Source organism: Emticicia aquatica (genome assembly GCF_923079645.1).
Classification (GTDB): Bacteria; Bacteroidota; Bacteroidia; order Cytophagales; family Spirosomataceae; genus Emticicia; species Emticicia aquatica.
Window position 1 is genome coordinate 1,366,407 of the sequence record NZ_CAKLPY010000002.1, and the last position, 22,432, is coordinate 1,388,838.

Annotated in this window: 16 protein-coding genes and 1 tRNA gene; 6 read left to right on the forward strand and 11 right to left on the reverse strand. The window is 36.9% G+C overall.

The window, feature by feature from the left end:
- The first annotated feature begins 188 nt into the window (after positions 1–188).
- The gene (gene lgt, locus MJQ71_RS15380) at positions 189–1,040 is read left to right on the forward strand and encodes a prolipoprotein diacylglyceryl transferase (protein WP_238807518.1); all 852 of its coding nucleotides are present in this window, start codon (positions 189–191) and stop codon (positions 1,038–1,040) included.
- Positions 1,041–1,113: 73 nt separating this feature from the next.
- Here lgt and MJQ71_RS15385 read toward each other — a convergent pair whose 3' ends face one another.
- The 6 genes from MJQ71_RS15385 to MJQ71_RS15410 all read right to left on the reverse strand — a co-directional run bounded on the left by MJQ71_RS15385 (position 1,114) and on the right by MJQ71_RS15410 (position 8,603).
- The gene (locus MJQ71_RS15385; RefSeq protein ID WP_238807519.1) at positions 1,114–1,992 is read right to left on the reverse strand and encodes a MerR family transcriptional regulator; all 879 of its coding nucleotides are present in this window, start codon (positions 1,990–1,992) and stop codon (positions 1,114–1,116) included.
- 285 nt (positions 1,993–2,277) lie between these two features.
- On the reverse strand, positions 2,278–3,294 hold the full coding sequence (gene pdhA, locus MJQ71_RS15390) for a pyruvate dehydrogenase (acetyl-transferring) E1 component subunit alpha (protein ID WP_238807520.1): 1,017 nt from the start codon (positions 3,292–3,294) through the stop codon (positions 2,278–2,280).
- A 339-nt stretch (positions 3,295–3,633) separates the two neighbouring features.
- Entirely contained in the window at positions 3,634–3,939 is a 306-nt protein-coding gene (rpsJ, locus tag MJQ71_RS15395) for a 30S ribosomal protein S10 (RefSeq protein ID WP_188767361.1), read from the reverse strand.
- A gap of 123 nt (positions 3,940–4,062) precedes the next feature.
- Positions 4,063–5,652, reverse strand: a complete 1,590-nt coding sequence (nadB, locus tag MJQ71_RS15400; protein WP_238807521.1) for an L-aspartate oxidase — start codon at positions 5,650–5,652, stop codon at positions 4,063–4,065.
- Positions 5,653–5,778: 126 nt separating this feature from the next.
- Positions 5,779–7,275 (reverse strand): glycerol kinase GlpK, encoded by a 1,497-nt coding sequence (gene glpK, locus MJQ71_RS15405; protein WP_238807522.1) that lies wholly within the window; start codon positions 7,273–7,275, stop codon positions 5,779–5,781.
- A gap of 122 nt (positions 7,276–7,397) precedes the next feature.
- Positions 7,398–8,603, reverse strand: coding sequence for an RsmB/NOP family class I SAM-dependent RNA methyltransferase (locus MJQ71_RS15410; RefSeq protein ID WP_238807523.1), 1,206 nt, complete (start codon positions 8,601–8,603; stop codon positions 7,398–7,400).
- 121 nt (positions 8,604–8,724) lie between these two features.
- Here MJQ71_RS15410 and blaOXA point away from each other — a divergent pair, with 121 nt between their 5' ends.
- Positions 8,725–9,525 (forward strand): class D beta-lactamase, encoded by an 801-nt coding sequence (blaOXA, locus tag MJQ71_RS15415; protein ID WP_238807524.1) that lies wholly within the window; start codon positions 8,725–8,727, stop codon positions 9,523–9,525.
- Here the strand turns inward: blaOXA and MJQ71_RS15420 are convergent.
- From MJQ71_RS15420 to MJQ71_RS15435, 4 genes are all read right to left on the reverse strand, one after another.
- Positions 9,522–10,103, reverse strand: a complete 582-nt coding sequence (locus MJQ71_RS15420) for an NUMOD4 domain-containing protein (protein WP_238807525.1) — start codon at positions 10,101–10,103, stop codon at positions 9,522–9,524. The genes blaOXA and MJQ71_RS15420 overlap by 4 nt on opposite strands.
- A gap of 161 nt (positions 10,104–10,264) precedes the next feature.
- Entirely contained in the window at positions 10,265–11,164 is a 900-nt protein-coding gene (locus MJQ71_RS15425; protein ID WP_238807526.1) for an MBL fold metallo-hydrolase, read from the reverse strand.
- 65 nt (positions 11,165–11,229) lie between these two features.
- Positions 11,230–12,042 (reverse strand): MBL fold metallo-hydrolase, encoded by an 813-nt coding sequence (locus tag MJQ71_RS15430; protein WP_238807527.1) that lies wholly within the window; start codon positions 12,040–12,042, stop codon positions 11,230–11,232.
- Between the two features lie 183 nt (positions 12,043–12,225).
- A tRNA-Met gene (locus tag MJQ71_RS15435) sits at positions 12,226–12,298 on the reverse strand.
- A 106-nt stretch (positions 12,299–12,404) separates the two neighbouring features.
- On the opposite strand from MJQ71_RS15435, the gene era reads away from it, so the two are divergent.
- The 3 genes from era (at position 12,405) to der (ending at position 15,789) form a co-directional block, all read left to right on the forward strand.
- Positions 12,405–13,313, forward strand: coding sequence for a GTPase Era (gene era / locus MJQ71_RS15440; RefSeq protein ID WP_238807528.1), 909 nt, complete (start codon positions 12,405–12,407; stop codon positions 13,311–13,313).
- Between the two features lie 62 nt (positions 13,314–13,375).
- Positions 13,376–14,275: an EamA family transporter gene (locus tag MJQ71_RS15445; RefSeq protein ID WP_238807529.1), complete on the forward strand. Its 900-nt coding sequence runs from the start codon at positions 13,376–13,378 to the stop codon at positions 14,273–14,275.
- A gap of 203 nt (positions 14,276–14,478) precedes the next feature.
- Complete coding sequence (der, locus tag MJQ71_RS15450) at positions 14,479–15,789, forward strand: ribosome biogenesis GTPase Der (RefSeq protein WP_238807530.1); 1,311 nt, start codon at positions 14,479–14,481, stop codon at positions 15,787–15,789.
- A 79-nt stretch (positions 15,790–15,868) separates the two neighbouring features.
- Here the strand turns inward: der and secA are convergent, their stop codons facing one another.
- Positions 15,869–19,189 (reverse strand): preprotein translocase subunit SecA, encoded by a 3,321-nt coding sequence (secA, locus tag MJQ71_RS15455; protein ID WP_238807531.1) that lies wholly within the window; start codon positions 19,187–19,189, stop codon positions 15,869–15,871.
- Between the two features lie 338 nt (positions 19,190–19,527).
- On the opposite strand from secA, the gene MJQ71_RS15460 reads away from it, so the two are divergent.
- The gene (locus tag MJQ71_RS15460) at positions 19,528–22,431 is read left to right on the forward strand and encodes an FAD-binding and (Fe-S)-binding domain-containing protein (RefSeq protein WP_238807532.1); all 2,904 of its coding nucleotides are present in this window, start codon (positions 19,528–19,530) and stop codon (positions 22,429–22,431) included.
- Position 22,432: the final 1 nt, after the last annotated feature.

Genomic DNA, 22,432 nt, shown 5'->3' on the forward strand with positions numbered 1-22,432 from the left:
TTTTTTTGAGCTGTAAGCATTTGGCTGAGTGCAATATGCTTTTTAAAAGAATTAATTTTACGGCAAAACTAAGGCTTTGAACCTATTCTTATAAGCCGATTATAAGAATTTTCAACAATCTGTCACAAAATTACGTAACCTCTCAGATAAAACTCATATTTTTGAGAAAATTTCAAACCCAGACATAAATGATTCTTTTAGAAATTCCTTGGAACGTCAATCCGATTATAGTAAAACTAGGTAGTTTTGAGCTACGTTGGTACGGCATTTTGTTTGCATCGGGCTTTTTGCTTGGTTATCAAATCATGGTCAATGTTTTCAAAAAAGAAGGGAAACCCGAAAAAGACCTTGATGTACTTTTATTCGTGATGATAGTCGCTACCGTTATTGGAGCGAGATTTGGTCATTACTTTTTTTACGAATTTGATAGTTTCTTGAAAAACCCAGGCACATTCTTGCTTGAAATGATAACACCGCCTTATCAAGGTTTAGCCAGCCACGGAGCTTTGGTTGGAATCGTTACGGCGTTGCTTTTATATGCTCGTAGCCACAAAGACCAGCCTTTCTTGTGGGTAGCAGACCGCATCGTAATTACAGTGGCTTTAGCAGGCTTCTTTATTCGTTCAGGAAATTTGATGAACCACGAAATTGTTGGAAAAGAAAGTAATTTACCTTGGGCATTTCGATTCAATAATTTTACACTGAATCCTGACGGTTCACTAAGAATGACTCCCGAAGCAATTACTCGCCACCCAGCACAATTATATGAAGCACTTTCTTGCTTGGTTTTATTTGGACTTTTATTTTATTTATGGAATAAATTTAAAGAAAAAACACCAAGAGGATTATTGTTAGGTATTTTCTTGATTTGGGTTTTTGGTTTACGTTTTTGCTACGAATTTTTGAAAGAAAACCAAGAAACATTTGAAGACCAAATGGCTTTAAACATGGGACAAATTTTGAGTATTCCCGCTGTTTTACTCGGTATTGGTATTTTGATTTATACATTTACGAAGGGGAAAAACATCGAAAATGTCTAAAAAGTATATTTAATTCATAAAAAATGCTCGATTTCTTAAAAATCGAGCATTTTTTTTATGGGCATAGTAAAAATTAATTTTCAGCAAATGCCATTAACTGTCTCACATTTGTTATGATTTCGGTGTTTTTCGGTAAATCAATGCCCTGTGCAACAACCTGATAACCTGTCAATAAAACTTTTATTTCAGAAAAAGCCTCACCAAGTTTATTGACATATTGCTGAACTTCGTCTTGCCCAGGAGTTGATGTAATAACTGAAAATAAATAATCAGGCTTGTGGTGTTCACAAATAAACTGTAACTCCGAAAACGGCATACTTTGTCCTAAATATATAACTTTATTATTTCTTGCACGAAGAATAAAGTTGGCGAAAAGTAAAGGAATTTCGTGAAATTCACCTTCAGGGGTATATAAAATGTATTTCTTTGAAACGGACGTAGCCTTAATAATTTGTCCATCAATGGCTACAATCAGTTTTTGACGAATCAGGTTTGTAATAAAATGCTCTTGTGCAGGCCCAATCGAACCCGTAACCCAAAGCGTGCCAATCCGACTAAGAAAAGGATAAATGATATTTATCATGGTGTTTTCAAAGCCAAACTGCAAAATATTTGTTGCCATGATTTTCTCGAAGCGTTCTTCGTCAATATCAATCATTGCAATCGTAAGTGCATGAATTTGGTCGGGATAATTAAGTTGTTTGTCCGAAATCGCCAAAACTTCTTTCGATAATTCCTCCAAACTTAATTTTGCAATTTCCGAAATTTTATAATCGTGGTCTTTTAACAGAGCAATATTTAGCACCAACTTCAAATCTTTATCATCGTAGGTACGAATATTCGTATCGGTTCTTTTTGGATTGATGATGTTGTATCGTTGCTCCCAAATTCTAAGCGTGTGAGCCTTAATACCTGATAGTTGTTCTAAATCTTTAATAGAATAATTACTCATTTCTTTACTTTATTGAAAAGTTAATTTATCGCCTCATTCAAAATTGTCGTACAATGTTATCTTAAAGTTTTTGGAAAAAAGAGTACGTCTAAACCTTTCTTTATAAATTATGTGTATAGAGATAACTGAATATTTGTGGATATGTTTGAGAAAAAGAGTGTTTTTTGTTTTGCTTTGTAAATAATTGATTTTCAGGGGATTAAAAATATGATAAAAGTTAGATATTACAAAAAAAGCCAATTTTGAATTGTCAAAACTGGCTTTTTTGTAAAAAATCTTTGCTAACTATTCTCTTAAGAAAGGATATTCTGCATCCATGTAAACATCTTCAAATGCAGCTTCAGGAGTTGGATAAGGAGATTCCTCAGCAAACTTAACTGAAGCTTCAACTACCTCTTTTACTTTGGCGTCAATTACGTCCAATTCTTCCTCTGTTGCAATTCCGTTTGTCAAAATTCGGTGACGAACCATTTCTAATGGGTCACGCATTTTCCATTGTTCAACTTCTTCTTTGGTACGGTATTTTTGTGGGTCAGACATTGAGTGACCACGGAATCGGTACGTTTTGAATTCCAAGAAAGTTGGACCTTCACCTGCTCTTGCACGGTCAGCGGCACGTTTTACGGCTTCGTGAACCATTTCTACGTCCATTGCATCAACGGGCTCGGCAGGCATATCATAGCCTTCACCAATTGTGTAAAGTTCTCTTACATTAGAAGTACGCTCAACTGAAGTCCCCATGGCATAACCATTGTTTTCTACCACAAAAATCACAGGAAGTTTCCAAGTCATGGCCATATTGAAGGCTTCATGTAAAGCTCCTTGACGCACCGCACCATCACCAAAATAACACATACAAAGGTTTTTTGTGCCTTTATATTTTTCAGCAAAAGCAATACCAGCTCCCAAAGGAATCTGAGCTCCAACAATGCCGTGTCCACCAATAAAATTAACTTCTTTATCAAAAATGTGCATCGAGCCACCTTTTCCTTTAGTTGTACCCGTCACTTTTCCGAAAAGTTCGGCCATGATTCTGTTTGGGTCAGTACCTAGGGCCAACGGATGACCATGGTCACGGTAAGCCGTAATCCATTTATCATCTTTTGTTAAGGCCGAAACTGCTCCTGAAGAACAAGCCTCTTGTCCAATATATAAGTGACAAAAACCACGAATCTTTTGCTGACCATATAATTGCCCTGCTTTTTCCTCAAATTTTCTTTGGAGGTACATTGATTCGTACCAATACATATAAGTTTCTTTACTGTATTTAACCTTTGGGGCTTTTTCTTTAGTAGATGCCATTTTGACTTCTTGAATCTTTTATGGTGAATGTAAATCGCTTAGAATAAATGCAAATTTATGAATTAAATCAATATCGACGAAGAAAAAGTTATGAGATATAAATTATGAATCTTGAGTTTTTGTTTTTATTGACTTAAAGTGTTAATTATCAAGTAGTTGTGTTTTAGAGTTTGGCGTTTATAAAAGGTGTTTTTGCATTAAAATATCAGAGAGAGTAAATATTAGTAGGAAAATAAAAGCTAAAATCGAACAGAAAGTTTAAGATATGTAAGGTTTTGGGCAATAAAAAAGCCTATTCGTTTTTCAACAAATAGGCTTTTTACAGTAAGTTTATCAAAACTACACTTTGATTTCAACATCAACACCACTTGGAAGCTCCAATTTCATCAAGGCATCTACTGTTTTCGGGCTAGCCGAATAGATGTCAATCAGACGTTTGTAAGTACACAATTGGAATTGTTCACGTGCTTTTTTGTTTACGTGTGGTGATTTCAAAACAGTGAAGATTTCTTTACGAGTTGGCAACGGAATTGGACCGCTAACAACCGCACCTGTAGATTTTACAGCTTTCACAATTCTTTCAGCCGATTTGTCCACTAAATTGTGGTCAAATGACTTCAATTTGATTCTGATTTTTTGTGACATTGGTTCAAAAAATTTAAGTGATAAAAACCTTCGCCGAAAGAACCATTTGCTTCGACAAAGAACAAGATACTTTTGTATCGGGGTGCAAAATTAGGTAAAATATTTTTTATTTGAAAATATTCTTTACAAAACCGAGTTTTCTGGCTTCCCGCCGAGTTTATAAGGATAATCTGTTGTGAAATGTAAGCCTCGACTTTCTTTACGTTTCATGGCACATTTGATGACCAATTCGGCACATTGAACCAAGTTTCGTAATTCACACAACTTCATCGAAAGTTTAGTTTTCTTGTAGAATTCTTCGGTTTCGTGCTTTATTAAATTTAATCGACGCATGGCTCTTTCCAAACGAAAATCCGAACGGACAATTCCTACGTAATCGGCCATCATTCTTTGTAGTTCTCTCAGATTATGTGTTACCAAAATCTCTTCGTTTGATTGCTCTGTACCGAATTCATTCCAATCGGGTACATTATCTTGGAAACTTAAATTATCAAAATCTTCGAGGGCTTCTTGGGCTATTCTATGCCCAAAAACGGCTGCTTCGAGCAACGAATTTGAAGCCAAACGATTGGCACCATGTAAACCTGTTGAGGAACATTCACCACAAGCAAACAAACGATTGATTGTCGAACGCCCCATTTCGTCAACCAAAATTCCACCACATAAATAATGTGCCGCTGGAACAACAGGAATTTGGTCTTTCGTAATATCGAGCCCAATACTCAAGCATTTTTCATAAATATTAGGAAAATGCTGCAAAATAAGCTCTTTTGGTTTGAAAGAAATATCCAAATAGACATGGTCATCGCCCGTTTTTTTCATTTCAGCATCAATTGAGCGAGCCACAATATCACGTGGAGCGAGTGAGCCACGTGGGTCGTAACCGAGCATAAACTCTTCGCCTTTTTTATTTTTCAAAACACCACCCTCGCCACGAACGGCTTCGGTAATCAAAAAACTTGGGTACTCGCCAGGGTTGTAGAGCGATGTTGGATGAAACTGAATCATTTCCATGTCACGCACACGTCCTTTTGCTCGATAAACCATTGCGATGCCATCGCCCGTGGCAATAACAGGATTGGTTGTTGCTGAGTAAATATGCCCTGCACCGCCAGTTGCCATCACAGTCATTTTCGATAGAATTGTTTCTACTTCTCCACTTTGTAAGTTGAGGGCGTAAACACCGTAGCAAGTTACGTCGTTGGTTTCACGGTTTACTTCGACGCCCAAATGGTGCTGTGTAATAATTTCGACGGCGTAGTAATGCGTCAAAATTTCGATATTCGGATTTTTGCTTACTTCTTCCAGTAAAGCTCGTTCGATTTCTTTTCCTGTAATATCTTTGTAATGTAAAATTCGTTTTTCCGAATGGCCACCTTCACGAGTTAAATCATATTCGCCATCGTGTTTGTCGAAATTTGTGCCATAATCAATCAATTCTTCGATGCGGTCTGGGCCTTCTTTTACTACAATTTCAACTATTTTTCGGTCGCAAAGTCCATCGCCAGCAATGAGTGTATCGCTGATATGTTTTTCAAAAGAATCTGTATTAGGGTCGAAAACAGCGGCAATACCACCTTGAGCGTATTTGGTGTTGGTTTCATCGGCATTTACTTTCGTCAAGACCAAAACCTTCCCTTTTGCAGATGCTTTGAGTGCGAAACTCAAGCCCGCAATTCCTGAACCAATAACTAAAAAATCTACTTTTTGCATGAAATTCTAATGATAGCATGAATTACAAATTGAACGAGTGCCGTTGTAGAACTCATTATCAATTTGTAACTCAAAGGTAATCGCAAAATTGTTAATTCTTAACTCTTCAATCTTAATTTATAATCCCTACTTCTCCCAATCAAAAGACCTCTTGATAGCTTTCTTCCAACCTGTGTATAGTTTTTTGCGTTCAGTGGCTTTCATTTTTGGTTTCCAAGTTTTGTCTTTTCCCCAATTTTGTAACAAATCATCTAAATTTGCCCAAAATCCAACTGCCAAACCTGCCGCATACGCAGCTCCCAAAGCAGTAGTTTCAATCATTTTTGGACGAATAACTGGCACTTTGAGCATATCCGACTGGAATTGCATCAACAATTCGTTGACAACCATTCCTCCATCAACTCTCAATGATGTTACTTCAATGCCCGAATCTTTCTCCATAGCTTCTAGAACGTCTCTCGTTTGATAAGCTGTTGCCTCCAAAACCGCCCGAGCAATGTGTCCTTTATTGACATAGCGAGTCAATCCTGCAATGATGCCACGAGCCGACGACTTCCAATAGGGAGCGTAAAGTCCTGAAAATGCAGGAACAAAATAAGCTCCACCATTGTCTTCAACAGTTTTAGCTAAAGCTTCCACATCGGTGCTTTTTTCTATCATTCCCATGTTATCACGCAGCCATTGTACCAATGCACCTGCTATGGCAACTGAGCCTTCGAGTGCGTAATGTACAGGTTGATTTTCAAACTGATAGGCAACTGTTGTAAGCAAACCAGCTTTCGATGGAACGATTTCTGTACCAGTATTCATTAGCAAAAAACACCCTGTTCCGTAGGTGTTTTTTGCCTCACCAGGTTGATAACAAGTTTGTCCAACAAGGGCAGCTTGTTGGTCACCCAAGATTCCTGCCAATGGCACACCTTTCATGGCATCAGAAGTAATATGTCCGTAAACTTTGCTACTTGGCTCAATTTTAGGCAACATTTGCAACGGAATGTTCATGATTTTGGCTAATTCTGCATCCCAATGAACAGTTTCGAGGTTCATTAATTGTGTGCGACTAGCATTGGTTACGTCAGTAATGTGTAAACCACCATTAATTCCACCTGTCAAATTCCACATTAAAAAGGTATCCATATTGCCAAACAGAGCTTCACCTTTTTCAGCATCTTCTCGCACACCCGCTACGTTATCGAGAATCCATTTGATTTTTAGACCGCTGAAATAGGTTGCCAAAGGCAAGCCTGTACGATCTTGAAAAAATTGCGAACCATGACTTTTAGTGAGAGCGTTTACAGTTTCGCCAACACGAGTATCTTGCCAAACGATGGCGTTATAATAAGCTTTTCCTGTGCGTTTGTTCCAAACAACAGCGGTTTCACGTTGGTTTGTTATGCCACAAGCAGCAATATCTTCTACTTTAATGTTTTTATTGATACGAGCCAAAGCGATAACTTCGAGCGTGTTTTTCCAGATTTCTTCTGAATTATGCTCAACCCAGCCTGGTTTTGGATAAATCTGTTCGTGTTCTTTTTGTCCGACCGAAACAATATTCCCTTTTTTGTCAAAAATGATACAACGTGTGCTAGTTGTGCCTTGGTCGATTGATGCGATGTATTTCATAGGTTTTGTTGAATAGGTATTTTTTTAGAGTTGAATTTATTGGTCAAATATATAAATAATTTGATAGGTGTTAATCATAGTTTAATGAAAGATATGCTAATAGAAAAAGTTGAGCTCCATTTCTACTTTCTCTCAATCAAAGCCATGTAAAAACCATCAAATCCATCATTGGCGGGCGAAGTGCGTTTTTCTTCAATTAATTGATATTCAGGGTTTTGTGTAATAAATTTTTGTACTTGTGCCTCGCTTTCTGAAGGTAAAATACTACACGTGGCATAAACCATTTTTCCGCCATGTTTGAGCATTTTTGAATAATTTGTAATGATTTCTGCTTGTGTTTGTTTGATTTTTTCTAGAAAATCACTTTTGAGTTTCCATTTTGCATCAGGATTCCTTCTCAAAACACCCAAGCCAGAGCAAGGTACATCAAGCAATAATCTATCGGCACTTTCACGCAATCGTTTGATAGTTTTGGCTTCAATTAGTTTGGTTTCTACATTTCCGATTCCGTTGCGTTTTGCTCGGCGTTGGAGTTCTTGGAGTTTATAATCTTCTACGTCCATTGCAATAATTCGGCCTTTATTTTCCATCAAAGTTGCCAAATGAAGCGTTTTTCCTCCCGCACCTGCACAGGCATCAATTACTCGCATTCCTGCATGAACATCCAAAAATGAGGCAATTAACTGACTTCCAGCATCTTGCACTTCAAATAAACCTTTTTTGAAAAGTTCGGTAGAAAAAACATTAGCTCGCTTAGGTAAAACCAAGGCATCTGCCACATTAGGTAATGTTTCGGTGTCAATACCAATTTCTCTAAATGCCTTTTTTAAGTCTAATTTATTGGTTTTTAGGGTATTCGTACGTAAAACTACCGACGCCTGATGATTCATGGCGTGAAGTTCTCCGTCCCATTTTTCGCCTAATTCTTGTTCGCCAATCGCATCCATCCAATCAGGAATTGATTCTCGTATTTTTCTGGTTTCTTTGGCTTCTTCTTTGCGGGCTAAAATTTCTTTAGGATTAAGCTTAGAAAACTCGTTCCATTCAGGCAGTTTATCGCCTTGCAAAACTCTCCATGAACCAAAAATCTGCCAAAAAAGAGCATCTTCTTCAACTTTTACACAATTGATATTTGAAACGAATTTCAGCAATCGCCACCAACGCACAATCTCATAGGTATTTTCGGCAATAAAAGCTCTGTCTCGGCTACCCCATTTTTTATTTGATTTCAATACTTGTTCGATAACCTTATCGGCTTGACGATTTTCGTTAAAAATCTGTTGCAAAGCAAAAACAATGGCCTCGACTAAAACTCGGTGATATTTCATGTTTATCCTTGAAATTTGAAGAAAGTATTATTTATAGAACTCGTTTTTTCCACGAATTTTTAGATTTCACTCTTTATATTTGTAAAACATTTTGCCAAAATTAACCTTCTTTCTTGTAGCAATGAAAAAAATATTTTTTCTCGGATTCTTTCTCGGTGCATTTTTCAGTATTTCTGCCCAAGAATTGGTCAATTTTAGCCAATATTTCAAAGAAGCTAATCTCGAAGGCGGTTTTTATTTGTATGATTACCAGAAAAAAGCTTACAAAATAACTGATAAAGCTGATTTCGTGCGAGCCACATCGCCAGCCTCAACTTTTAAGATTCCGAACTCGTTGATTGCCTTAGAAGTTGGAGCAATTAAAGATGAAAATGATGTGATTAAATGGGACGGTGAAAAACGCTGGTTAGATTCTTGGAATAAAGACCAAACGCTAACGGAAGCCTACAAAAACTCAACGGTTTGGTTTTACCAAGAACTGGCTCGTCGAATAGGAGAGAAGAATTACAATAAATATTTGGAAGCTTGTAATTATGGCAACCATCATATCGGTAATGATTTGACAACGTTTTGGTTGGGTGAGAGTTCGGCTTTACAGATTTCGCCGAAAAATCAATTGGAGTTTTTGATAAAGCTTCACGAAGAAAAATTGCCTTTCTCGAAACGTACTTTTGAAATTACGAAGCGTGTCATGATTCGTGAAAAAACGGAAAATTATACGTTAAGAGCCAAAACTGGTTGGGCTCAAGCAGGTGGAAAAGATATTGGTTGGTTTGTAGGTTATGTAGAAAAGAAAGACAATGTTTATTTCTTTGCCTTGCGGGTGCATAAACCATTAGATAATGCAATGCCCAACTCCGAATTTGTTGCAAAACGCATCGAGATTACAAACCAAATCTTGAAAGAAATGGGCATTCTTTAATCGTCAATTTTTACGTAACCCCAGTTTTCTCCCGAACGAATACGGTTCAATTGTGTGTGTGTAATGCCAAATTGTTTGGCAATCATTTTCAAGCGAGTACTATCTTTCTGAAGCAGTTTTTTTATCATTTTAACCTTTATTTCGGTTAATTTATAATTTTTTGTGCGTTTGGGAATAGGTTTATTTATCACTGCGGGGTTTTCTCGATTATGAGAAACCATTTCATCTTTGGTTACCCATTTTAAGTTTTCAAAGTGATTGCTCAACTTATCAAAATCAAGGTGGATTACAAATTTATGGTCGGGACTGGGTTTTGGGACAAATGTTTCGGCAACCAACTTGTGTACATAGCGATTGAAAGATTTGCCTTTCGGTAGCCTAATATTGAGCGATTTGTAGCCCTGAATCACAGAACCTTTGATAATTTCACCTTTTACACTACTTTGAAAACTTTTAAGACGACCAAAATTTGAAACTTCATAACGAGGTGGATTTTCAACACCTTCTACGTCAATCACAATTGGAATCCATTTTTCTGCCCAAAGAATTGCTTTCTCACTGTTCATTCCATTACTCATTGCTCTTATGATTTTTTTATTGGAAAAACATTTAAAATATCTATGTTAAGCATAACTCTTTGTACTTGAAAATGTTTTTTTGAAAAATAGTTTTCGCTAATTTGTTGACTACCAGCCTCTAAATATGCCTAAATAAAGACTGATAGCCATATAATTTTGATTTATAGTCCGCCTAATTCTTCATAAACTGCTTGTAAACTTCGCTGAATTCCATCACCTTTCATTTCGGTAACACCTGGAATTGCGGTTGTTTTCAAAATTTCTTCCTTTGATTTGCCCGATTTCATTTCGCTTTCAACAAATACGAGAAGTTTGGCCAAGTAATCTTGAAAAACTTTAATATCTTCTTTGGTACCAGTTATTTTTTCAGGGTCAAAAGCATGACCAAAAACAAAAATTGTTTCGTTGTCGAAAGTGGCTAAGGCTTTGTCTAAAACCGAAATCCAACTTTTTGCCGAAGCTCCAGCCGAACGGTCAACAAACGGATAACGGCGATTAAAAACTAAATCACCTGTATGAACAATATTGGCGTGTTCAAAATGAATAAAACTATCACCATTTGTATGACCTGCTCCAAAATAATGAGCTTTGATACTTTCTTTTCCAACTTTTTGTTTCCAAGTATCCGAAAAAGTTACGTCAGGATACAATTGTTTGTCTTCGGTTTTTTGTTTTTGGGCTGTTATTTGTTGATTTTTCAAAGAGTTTTCGTGAGCCACGACGTGTTCGACAATGCCTTTGAAAGAAATATTTCCACCCGAATGGTCGCCATGATGATGCGTGTTGATAAGAAGTTTAATGGGTTTTTCAGAAAGCTTTTTCAATTCATCAATCAAGTGTTTTGATTGTTCAGGAAATTGAGAATCTACCACGGCAATACCTTTAGGCGTTGTCAGATAAGCAATTGTGCCACCTCTTTCGGTAAAAATGCCTACACCACCACGCAAATCACGCATTTTGTAAGGGTTTTCGGCCAGCAGATTTGCTAATAATTCTTTGCCCGATAGTGCCAATGTTCCAAGCGTTAAGCCTGTTGTTTGAATAAAGTTTCTACGTTTCATGTTTATAGTTTTAGGATGATAAAGTTAATGTTATTTTATAAATAAAAAATTATATGTATCAACATTTATTTTTCATTTATTACTGCCTCAATCATGTATTCTACGGAAACGTCGTTGGAGAGCAAAATCTTTAATAAACTGTTTTCTCGCAGACGCATGGCGTGCATAATTTCGTTGATTTTAAGACCTTTTTGATGAAAATGCAATGTTTTTCCAGCGAAATCCTCAAAATATTGGAGTTTCTGGGCGAGCATTTTCTTGCCATCTTTCAGCCGAGGATGATGTCCACAAAACAAAACATCGAAATCGTAGGTCAATACTTTCTTGAAAGCATCTACTTGCGGCCAAAACTGTTCACCTTTTCGGAAAACCCTAATTTTGACGCCGACATATAAATCGCCCGAAAAAAGCCAACCTTGCTCTTGTTCCAAAAAAACAGTGTGGTCATCAGCATGACCAGGAGTAAAAATAGGCAATAATTTATGATTTTGGGTTGTTATAATGCCTTGAAAATCAGTGATTTGACCTTGAAAAGGCTCGATTTTTCCAAAAAGAAATTTTTCATAAGGTAAAATATCGAATCCTTGGCGTAACTTCTCTTTTGTAAACGGATGGGCAAAAACATGAGCGTTATGTTGTTTGGCCAATTTGGCTGTATTTCCCGAATGGTCTTCGTGCCAATGAGTAAGCAGAATCTTTTCGATGGGCTTATTTTGAAACGTTTTTAAGACTTTTTCTTGGCAATTGCTTTGTGCAGTATCAATCAAAACGTTCTCTATCAAGTAACAATAAACGCTCAACCAAGGCTTTCCAATAGGAGAATAACCAAAGCGATACATATCAACGTCGGCAAATTTTTGATGTTTTAAGTATTGCATGGGGTTGTTTGGTGATGAAAGCAGCGAATTTAAAGAAAAAAAGATAGTTTTTTAGAAAATTTTGCGGAAGTAAAAGAGATATTTTGGAAGTTATCTGCAAGAGCAAACAAAGTTTCAAAAGAAATTTTATTAAAGTAGAATGGAATAAAACAAAAAAAGGAAGACTTTTAAAGTCTTCCTTAGTAGCGGGAACAGGACTCGAACCTGTGACCTTTGGGTTATGAGCCCAACGAGCTGCCAACTGCTCCATCCCGCGATGTTGTTCCGTATATCGGACTGCAAAGGTACGATAAGTTTTCACAATAAAAAACTATCTTTGCAAAATATTATTTTTTACACGATATTTTTTCGTGATACAACCAATGGAAGACCAAAACATTTCCCCAAACCACAAAGCTGGTTTTATTAGCATTATAGGAAAACCAAACGTTGGCAAATCAACGTTGATGAATATTTTAGTTGGTGAGCGGTTGTCAATCATCACCTCAAAAGCCCAAACAACTCGCCACCGAATCATGGGCATTGTGAATGGCGTTCACGAAGGAACTGATTTTCAATTGGTTTATTCTGACACACCTGGTATTATCAAACCAATTTATGAATTGCACAAATCAATGATGCACTTTGTGCATGGCTCGCTCGATGACGCGGACGTGATTTTGTTTGTAACAGATATTTTTGAGAAGCACGACGAAGATGATGTGATTACGAAACTACAAAATACCGAAACACCTATTTTGTTGATTATCAATAAGATAGACTTAGCAAAGCCCGAGCAAATCGAAGAAAAAATCAGTTATTGGAAAGAAAACTTTAAAGCCGTTGAAGTGATTCCTATTTCGGCGTTGCACCATCAAAATGTTGATGGGCTTTTTTCAAAGATTATATCATTTTTACCAGTTCATCACCCGTATTTTCCGAAAGATGAATTGACCGATAAGCCCGAAAGGTTTTTTGCAGCAGAAATTATCCGCGAAAAAATCTTTACCAATTATGTCAAAGAAGTGCCGTATAGTTGTGAAGTGGTTATTTCGAGTTTTAAAGAAAAAGAGGATATAATTGTAGTTAGTGCAGAAATTTATGTGGAACGAACTACCCAACGAGCAATTTTATTAGGCCATAAAGGTGAACGCATTAAAAAAGTAGGCGTTGAGGCTCGTTTGGAAATGGAAAAGTTTTTTGGGAAAAAGATATTTCTCGAACAATATATTAGAGTCGAACCTGATTGGCGTAATAAAAAACAAAAACTCGAGCGATTTGGGTACGAGTAATTCAAAATTTAGATGATTAAATAATCAAGGTTTATTCTTTCATTTATTCAAAATCAAATATTATGTTTTACCTTATTCTGAGTATCGTTTTTTCGGTTTTGTTGCTGACAAATTTTCGCTTATATCCAAAATTTAACATAAGTACGTTTCAAGCAATTGCTTTTAATTATCCAATTTGTTTCTTGACAGGGCTTGCATTGATGCCGAAAGGCCAAAGTTTTGAACTAAATTTTTCCGAAAACTGGACTTTTTACGCATTATTTTTGGGTGTAGGTTTTATCATTACTTTTTTATTGTCGGGTATTTCAACGCAGCGAATGGGCATGACGGCAACCTCATTAGCGAATAATATTTCGCTCGTGATTCCAGTACTTTGCAGTTTGTTGATTTTCAAAACGCAAGGTCGTGCATTTGATGGATTAAATTATTTAGGTTTGACTTTGGCTCTGGGTGCTGTCGGACTGAGTACTTTCAAAAAAAGCAATGAAAAAGTAGCTGCAAAAGGCTTAGATTTTCTTTTGCCTGTTGCTGTTTTCTTGATGTACGGAATTACAAATACTTCAATTAACTACCTGAATATCAATTATATAAAGTCGGCTGACCGTACTATTCCAGTTACATTGGTGATGGTTTTTGGTGCAATTTTGGCAGGAATGACTGTGCTGATAATACAGGTAATTAGAGGAAAAGAAAAAATCAAAATCAAGCATATTTTGGCAAGTATAACGCTTGGTGTGCCTAATTTTTTGTCGTTTTATTTTCTGATTTTAGCTCTTACCGCCTACGGAAATAGCGGAGCTTTTGTTTATCCTTTATACAATATTGGTGTTATTTTGGTGTCGGCTTTGGTGGCTTTGGTTTTCTTTAAAGAGAAACTTACGCCACTCAACAAAATCGGTTTAGTGTTAGCGGTTTTGGCAATTGGACTTATTTCTTGGCAGGATATTCAAGCATTATTTTGAGCGAATAGGAACTCAAAGTTTTGGTATCTTGTTGATAATCAATAGACTTCTCCCTATTTTTTTATATCTTTGCACCCCCTTTATCAGGGATGCGTAATTTTATACGGTCGATTGTGGATTGAAAACTATCGGCTATTTTTCACAGTTCTCGCAAGAGAATCACTGTTTACCGTTTTTTAACGATAATCGTTTACTGATTTTTTATGGCAAATATTGTTGCAATTGTAGGCCGACCAAATGTTGGCAAATCTACCCTTTTTAATCGCCTTATCGAGAGCCGTGTGGCCATCACCGATAATATGCCTGGCGTAACACGTGACCGCCACTACGGACACGCTGTTTGGACTGAAAAATATTTCACTGTAATTGACACGGGTGGTTATGTAGTTGGTTCGGAAGATACTTTCGAGGCGGCTATTCGTGAGCAAGTTGAAATCGCAATCGAAGAATCGACGTTGATTTTATTTGTGGTTGATACCATGACTGGCTTGACCGACTTAGATAATGATTTTGCGAATGTTTTACGTCGTTCAAAAAAACCTGTTTATGTTGTTGCTAATAAAGCCGAAACTTTTGAGCGTCATCAGACAGCGTCAGAATTTTATGAAATGGGCTTGGGCGAAGAAATTTTCCCAATTTCAGCGGCAGATGGAAGCGGAACGGGTGAATTACTCGAGGCCGTTGTAGCAAACTTTGAAGATGAAGGTGTTGAAAATCCCGATGAAGGTACGCCAAGAATAGCCATTTTGGGTCGTCCAAATGTTGGTAAGTCGTCATTTTTAAATGCTTTAACTGGAAAAGATAGAAGTATTGTCAATAGTATTGCTGGCACAACCCGTGATGCAATTGATACACATTATAAGCTTTTCGGGAAAGATTTTATTTTGACAGATACGGCAGGGATTCGTAAAAAAGCAAAAGTTCACGAAAATATTGAATTTTACTCAACATTACGTTCAGTAAAAGCCCTCGAAAACTCTGATGTTTGTATCGTTTTGATTGATGCAGCGGTAGGATTAGAGATGCAAGACATCAGTATTATTGGTCATGCACACAACGCCAAAAAAGCCATTGTTTTGATGGTAAATAAATGGGATTTAGTGGAAAAAGATTCAAAAACGGCGGATAAAATGAAGAAGGAAATCTTAGATAGATTAGCTCCGATGAATTATATGCCTGTTATTTTTGCGTCAGTGGTTGAAAAACAACGTATTTTCCAAGTAATTGAAAAAGTAATGGAGGTTTATGAAAATAAAACCAAGAAAATTACGACATCAAAGCTAAACGAAATCATGTTACCAATCATTGAGCGTACGCCGCCACCGATGTTAAAAGGTAAGCAAATCAAGATAAAATATTGTGTACAAGTGCCAACACCTTCGCCAACATTTATATTTTTCTGTAATTTACCCCAATATGTGCAAGAATCGTACTCTCGTTTTTTGCAAAATAAACTACGTGAAAACTTCGGTTTTGAAGGAGTAACGATTACTGTTTTCTTTAGAGCGAAATAAAATTGGTCATACTATTCAAACAAAAAATCCTAGTCAACGACTAGGATTTTTTGTTTTTCAGATAGATAAATAAGGCTAATTATTCAACCAAAACGGCCTTTCCATTAATTACATCATCTTCTACGTTTTTGTATTTTATGTCACGTTTTACGGTTCCGTCTTTGTATTGCACGCTTACACGCTGGTTACGGTCGGCAATTTTTACATTTCTCAAAGGATTTAATTTAGTTACGGCTTCTCCGCTACTACTTTCGTCGCTAGTTTTATTGGTCTGAAGTTTTGGTGTTTCAGTTTTTACTGGAGCTAATTGTTGAAAGCGTAGTTCAACAATACCTGCTTTCATCAAGAAACTTACGGTGTCAGCATTTACTTTATTCAAGAAATTTTTGAATAACTCAACCGCTTCAAATTTATAAATCAACAATGGGTCTTTTTGTTCATAAGAAGCATTTTGTACCGATTGTTTCAAATCGTCCATATCACGGAGGTGTTCCTTCCATTCTTGGTCAATTACATTCAACGAAATATGTTTTTCAATTTCTTTGATTAATTCACGACCATCACTTTCAACGGCAGCTTTCAAATTACAATACAACCCAATATTTTGGTTGCCATCACCAACGATTGCGATGAATGGTTCGTCTACTAACGCACGACGGTCTTTCAAGACATTTTCCAAAACAGGCAACATATTTTTGCGAATTTCGTCGTTTTTCGCTTTGTATGCTCTTTCTGCTTGCTGATAAAGTCTATCAATCAATTTTGGATTTCCTTTGGTAAATTCTCCACGCGTAATTTCTGGCTGAATTGCTAATTTTTGCAAACAACGTAATTCAAATTCATCATAATTACCTTCGGCATTCATCACAATATCGCTACAAGTATCGTACATGATGTTGGCGATGTCAAGTGAAAGTCGATCTCCGAAAAGAGCATTTTTGCGGCGTTTGTAAATCGTATCACGTTGAATATTCATTACGTCATCGTATTCAATCAAACGTTTACGAGTACCAAAGTTATTTTCTTCAACTTTCTTTTGAGCTCTTTCAATCGAACTCGTAATCATTGAATGTTGAATAACCTCGCCTTCTTCCATTCCCATTTTATCCATCACCGAAGCGATACGGTCAGAGCCGAATAAACGCATCAATTGGTCTTCAAGCGAAACAAAGAATTGTGATGTTCCTGGGTCTCCTTGACGACCAGCACGACCACGTAACTGACGGTCAACTCGGCGAGAATCATGACGTTCTGTTCCGATAATAGCCAAACCACCCGCAGCTTTACTTTCGTTTGTTAATTTAATATCCGTTCCACGGCCAGCCATATTGGTGGCAATTGTCACAGTGCCAGGCTTTCCTGCTTCGGCAACGATATCTGCTTCACGTGCGTGTTGTTTGGCATTCAATACTTGATGAGGAATTTTACGAAGCGTAAGCATTCTACTCAAAATCTCTGAATTTTCAACAGAAGTTGTACCAACCAAAACAGGGCGACCGATATTTACTAATTCGTTGATTTCGTCAACAACGGCATTATATTTTTCACGAACAGTTTTATAAACCTTATCTTCTTGGTCATTTCTAACGATAGAACGATTGGTTGGAATCGTAACAACATCTAATTTATAAATTTTCCAGAATTCACCAGCTTCAGTTTCGGCAGTTCCAGTCATACCCGCCAATTTGTGGTACATACGGAAGTAATTTTGAAGCGTAATCGTAGCGTAAGTTTGGGTCGAATCTTCCACTTTTACATTTTCTTTCGCTTCAACAGCTTGGTGTAAACCATCTGACCAACGACGGCCGTCCATGATACGACCAGTTTGTTCGTCAACAATCATTACTTTATTATCCATTACAACGTATTCTACGTCTTTTTCAAATAAAGTATATGCTTTCAATAATTGGTTTACAGCGTGAATACGCTCGGCTTTAGTCGAATAGTCACGGATTACCTCATCTTTTTTCAAGATTTTATCTTGTTCACTCAAATCGGTTGCTTTGGCAATTGCTGCTAAATCAACGCCCAAATCAGGCATTACGAAGAAACTGTGGTCTTCGCTTTCGCCTGTCAAGAAATCAATTCCTTTGTCGGTAAGCTCAATAGAGTTATTTTTTTCATCAATAGTAAAATAAAGTGGAGCGTCAGCTTCGGGCATTAATTTTTGGTTTTCTGCCAAATAAATTGCCTCGGTTTCTTGCAACATCGCTTTCATTCCAAACTCTGAAAGATATTTAATCAATGGTTTACTTTTTGGCAAACCACGGAATGCACGGAACAATGCCACGCCACCGTCTTTTTTGTTTCCTGCCGCAATTAATTTTTTAGCTTCGTTTAAATAACCATTTGTCAAGGTTTTTTGAGCGTCAACAATGCGTTGAATACGAGGTTTTAATGAAATAAACAGTTCTTCGTCACCAGTACGAGCCATTGGCCCACTGATAATCAATGGAGTACGAGCATCATCAATCAAAACCGAGTCAACCTCATCAACCATTGCATAATGATGTTCACGTTGAACAAGTTCTTCAGGTGCATTTACCATGTTATCACGGAGGTAATCGAAGCCAAATTCGTTGTTTGTTCCGTAGCAAATTCCTGCACGATAAGCTTCTCGACGAGCAGCAGTATTGGCAGGATATTTATCAATACACTCACAAGTAATGCCATTAAATTCAAAAATAGGTCCCATCCATTCGGAGTCACGACGAGCCAAATAATCATTGACCGTAACTATATGAACACCTTTTCCTGCCAAAGCATTTAGGAATGCTGGGAAAGTAGCTACCAATGTTTTTCCTTCACCCGTAGCCATTTCAGAAATTTTTCCTTTGTGTAGAGCTGCTCCACCGATGATTTGAACATCATAGTGAACCATGTTCCAAGTCATCAAATTTCCAGCGGCAACCCATTGGTTTTGCCAAATAGCTTTGTCGCCTTCAATCGTGATATGCGATTTTCTCATGGCCAACTCACGGTCGAGGTGCGTTGCAGTAACGGTAATAGAAGAGCTTTCAGAAAAACGACGAGCTGTTTCTTTTACAATTGCAAAAGCTTTTGGTAATATCTCTAACAATACAACCTCTAATTCTTTGTTGCGGTCGAGTTTTAGGGCATCAATTTGTTTAAAAGCTACTTCTTTTTCATCAACTTGCATATCTGGGTCTTGGTCGATACTTGTTTTTAAGGTATCAATTTGACTATCAATATGCGAAAGCCTTTGAGCAATATAATCTTGTAGTTCTTTTGTTTTTGCTCTAAACTCGTCGTGCGATAAACCCGCAAGTTTTACAAATTCATCGTTTGTGAGTTTTACGTAAGGTTGTAACTCTTTGTTATCTTTATCAGACTTTGTACCAAAAATCTGGGAAATTCCCTTTGTTAAAAAATTAAGCATTTTATATATCTTGTTCGTTAATTCTTATTTTTATGAAGCTTTACTTTTATCAAATATCTCACCAAAAACCCAAAAACTGACAATATGTCAAGGTTTTGATACTTGACTATCAATCATTTTTGTTTTTAAGACCACAAATTTAACCTTTTATGGCAGTTTTATAACAATAAATGTAGGGGAATATTGTAGAAACCTAAATACAAGATTGGATAAGCGGTTATTTTTGAGTCAAATGAGCTGATTTTTCAAAATTAGAGCATTAAAACATTTCGATACTTCATTAAAAATATAGTATATCTCCAATTTCTTCCCCAATTTTGAGACAAAATAAATATCGTATGTTTGATTCATTGCTGAAAGAATTTGAAGGAGAATTTTACTTCAAAAATACAAAAACTGATGAGGCCATAAAGGCTGTTTACTCAACTGATGCGTCGGTTTACCAAGAAAAACCACTCGCGGTTGCGATTCCAAAAACAGTTGAAGATATTAAAAAATTGATTCAACTGGCTGATAAGCAAGGGTTTACAATTATTCCTCGTGCAGCGGGAACTTCGTTGGCGGGTCAAGTAGTGGGAAATGGTTTAGTGGTTGATATTTCAAAAAATTTTATCAATATTCTTGAAGTAAATCAATCAGAAAAATGGGTGAAGGTTCAACCTGGCGTTATTCGTGACGATTTGAATGCCTATTTAAAACCTTATGGATTGATGTTTGGCCCCGAAACTTCAACTTCAAGTCGAGCCATGATTGGCGGCATGATTGGCAATAATTCGTGTGGATTGCATTCGATTATTTGGGGAGCCACTCGTGATAATTTATTGGAAGTAAAAGCCATTTTAGCCGATGGAAATGAAGCAACATTTTCGTATTTGGATGAAAAATCTTTCCAAGAAAAGTGTGAATTGGGTACTTTAGAAGGTGAAATTTATAAAAATCTTTCAAAATTAATTAATAATCCCGAAAATAAACAAGCGATAAAAGAGGGATTTCCCAAAGCAAATGTCACGCGTCGAAATACAGGTTACGCTTTGGATGCGATTGTAGAAAATGAAATTAATTTGGCTAAACTCATCGCAGGTTCAGAAGGAACATTGTGTTTTATTACCGAAGCAAAATTAAAGTTGATTGACCTGCCACCTGCCGAAGTCGGCATGGTTGCGGTGCATACAACCACACTAAACGAAGCTCTTTTGGCCAATATTGTGGCACTCGAACACTATTGTTCGGCTTCTGAATTGGTTGATGATTTTATTTTAGAATTTACGAAAACCAATATTGAACAAGCAAAAAATCGTTTTTTCATCGAAGGAGAACCAAAGGCAATTTTGATGGTCGAATTTTTTGATGAAACTGAAGCTGGTTTGAATAAAAAAGCTGAAAATTTGATTTTGGCATTGAAACAAAAAAACTTGGGCTACGCTTATCCAATTTTGTTAAAAGACGACTCAAAAAAGGCGTGGGAAGTTAGAAAAGGAGGACTTGGCTTGCTCCGAAATTTGGAAGGTGATACACAATGTGTCAATTTGATTGAAGATTGTGCCGTTGACCCACAAGATTTGCCAGCTTATATTCGAGATTTGGAAGTTTTGCTTAAAAAACATCAAGTTCAGTACTCAATGTATGCTCACGCTGGAGCGGGTGAATTGCACGTTGAGCCAATGATTAACCTTAAAACTACTGAGGGGCGACAACTTTTTCGAACAATTTTGGCCGAAACAGCCGTTTTGGTAAAAAAATATGGTGGCTCGCTTTCTGGTGAACATGGTGATGGACGCTTGCGTGGTGAATTCATTCCGATGATGATGGGTGAAAAAAATTATGAACTTTTCAGACAAGTGAAAACATTATTTGACCCCAAAGGAATATTTAACCAAGGCAAAATCATTGATTCACCACCGATGAATGAGTTTTTACGCTACGAAGTTGATAAACCAACACCTAAACACGTTACAATTTTTGATTTCTCGAAGCAAGAAAGTATACTACGTTTAGCCGAAAAATGCAGTGGTTCGGGCGATTGCCGTAAAACTGAAATAACAGGCGGAACGATGTGTCCAAGCTATATGGCAACTCGGAGCGAAAAAGATACGACCCGTGCTAGGGCCAATGTTTTGAGGCAATATTATACCAACCAGCAAACAATTACGCAAGAAAGTGTAAAAGAAGTACTTGATTTGTGTCTTTCATGTAAAGGTTGTAAATCTGAATGTCCATCGAGTGTGGATGTGGGCAAGATGAAAGCTGAGTTTTTGCAGCAAACTTATGATAAACAAGGTGTACCATTTCGCTCAAAATTGATAGGAACTTTTTCCAAACAAATGCGTTTGGCCTCGATTGCTCCGTGGGCGTATAATTTTATTTTCAAAACCGAAGCCACTCGTCGAATTGCCAATCGAATTGTTGGTTTTCACCCCGACAGGACAATGCCCGAACTACACAGTTCAACGCTAAAAAAATGGTTTTTAAACAATAGCTCCAAAACAACGACAACTCAAAGTAAAGTGTATTTTTTTTGTGATGAATTTACAAATTATAATGACGTTGAAGTTGGCAAAAAAGCCATTTTGTTATTGCAAAGGCTTGGATATGAAGTAATTATACCCAATCATGTAGAAAGTGGACGAACGTATTTATCAAAAGGAATGGTGCGTGAAGCTCAGAAAATAGCTATTAAAAATGTTGAATTATTGCAAAATATTATCACAGATAAAACGCCAATTATTGGTCTTGAGCCATCGGCAATTTTAACTTTGAGAGATGAATATCTAGAACTTGTTCCGCAAGATTTAAGAGAAATGGCGGAGAAAATCGCACAAAATACTTTTCAATTTGATGAATGGTTTGCTCGTGAAATTGACCGAGGAAATATTAAAAAAGAAGTATTTTCGACAGAAAAAAGATTGATAAAACTACATGGGCATTGTCATCAAAAGGCATTATCATCGCTCACACCTACCAAAAAGAGTTTATCTTTACCTGCAAATTATGAAGTGCATTTGATTCCATCAGGATGCTGCGGAATGGCTGGTTCGTTTGGTTATGAAGCCGAACATTACGAAGTTTCGATGAAAATAGGGGAGTTAGTACTTTTTCCAACGATTAGAAAACAAACAGAAGGTGTTATTATTGCAGCACCTGGCACAAGCTGTCGCCACCAAATAAAAGATGGAACTGGCAGAATTGCTCAACATCCTGCTGAAATTTTATACGAAGCATTGTTAAGTCAAACATATGATTAAA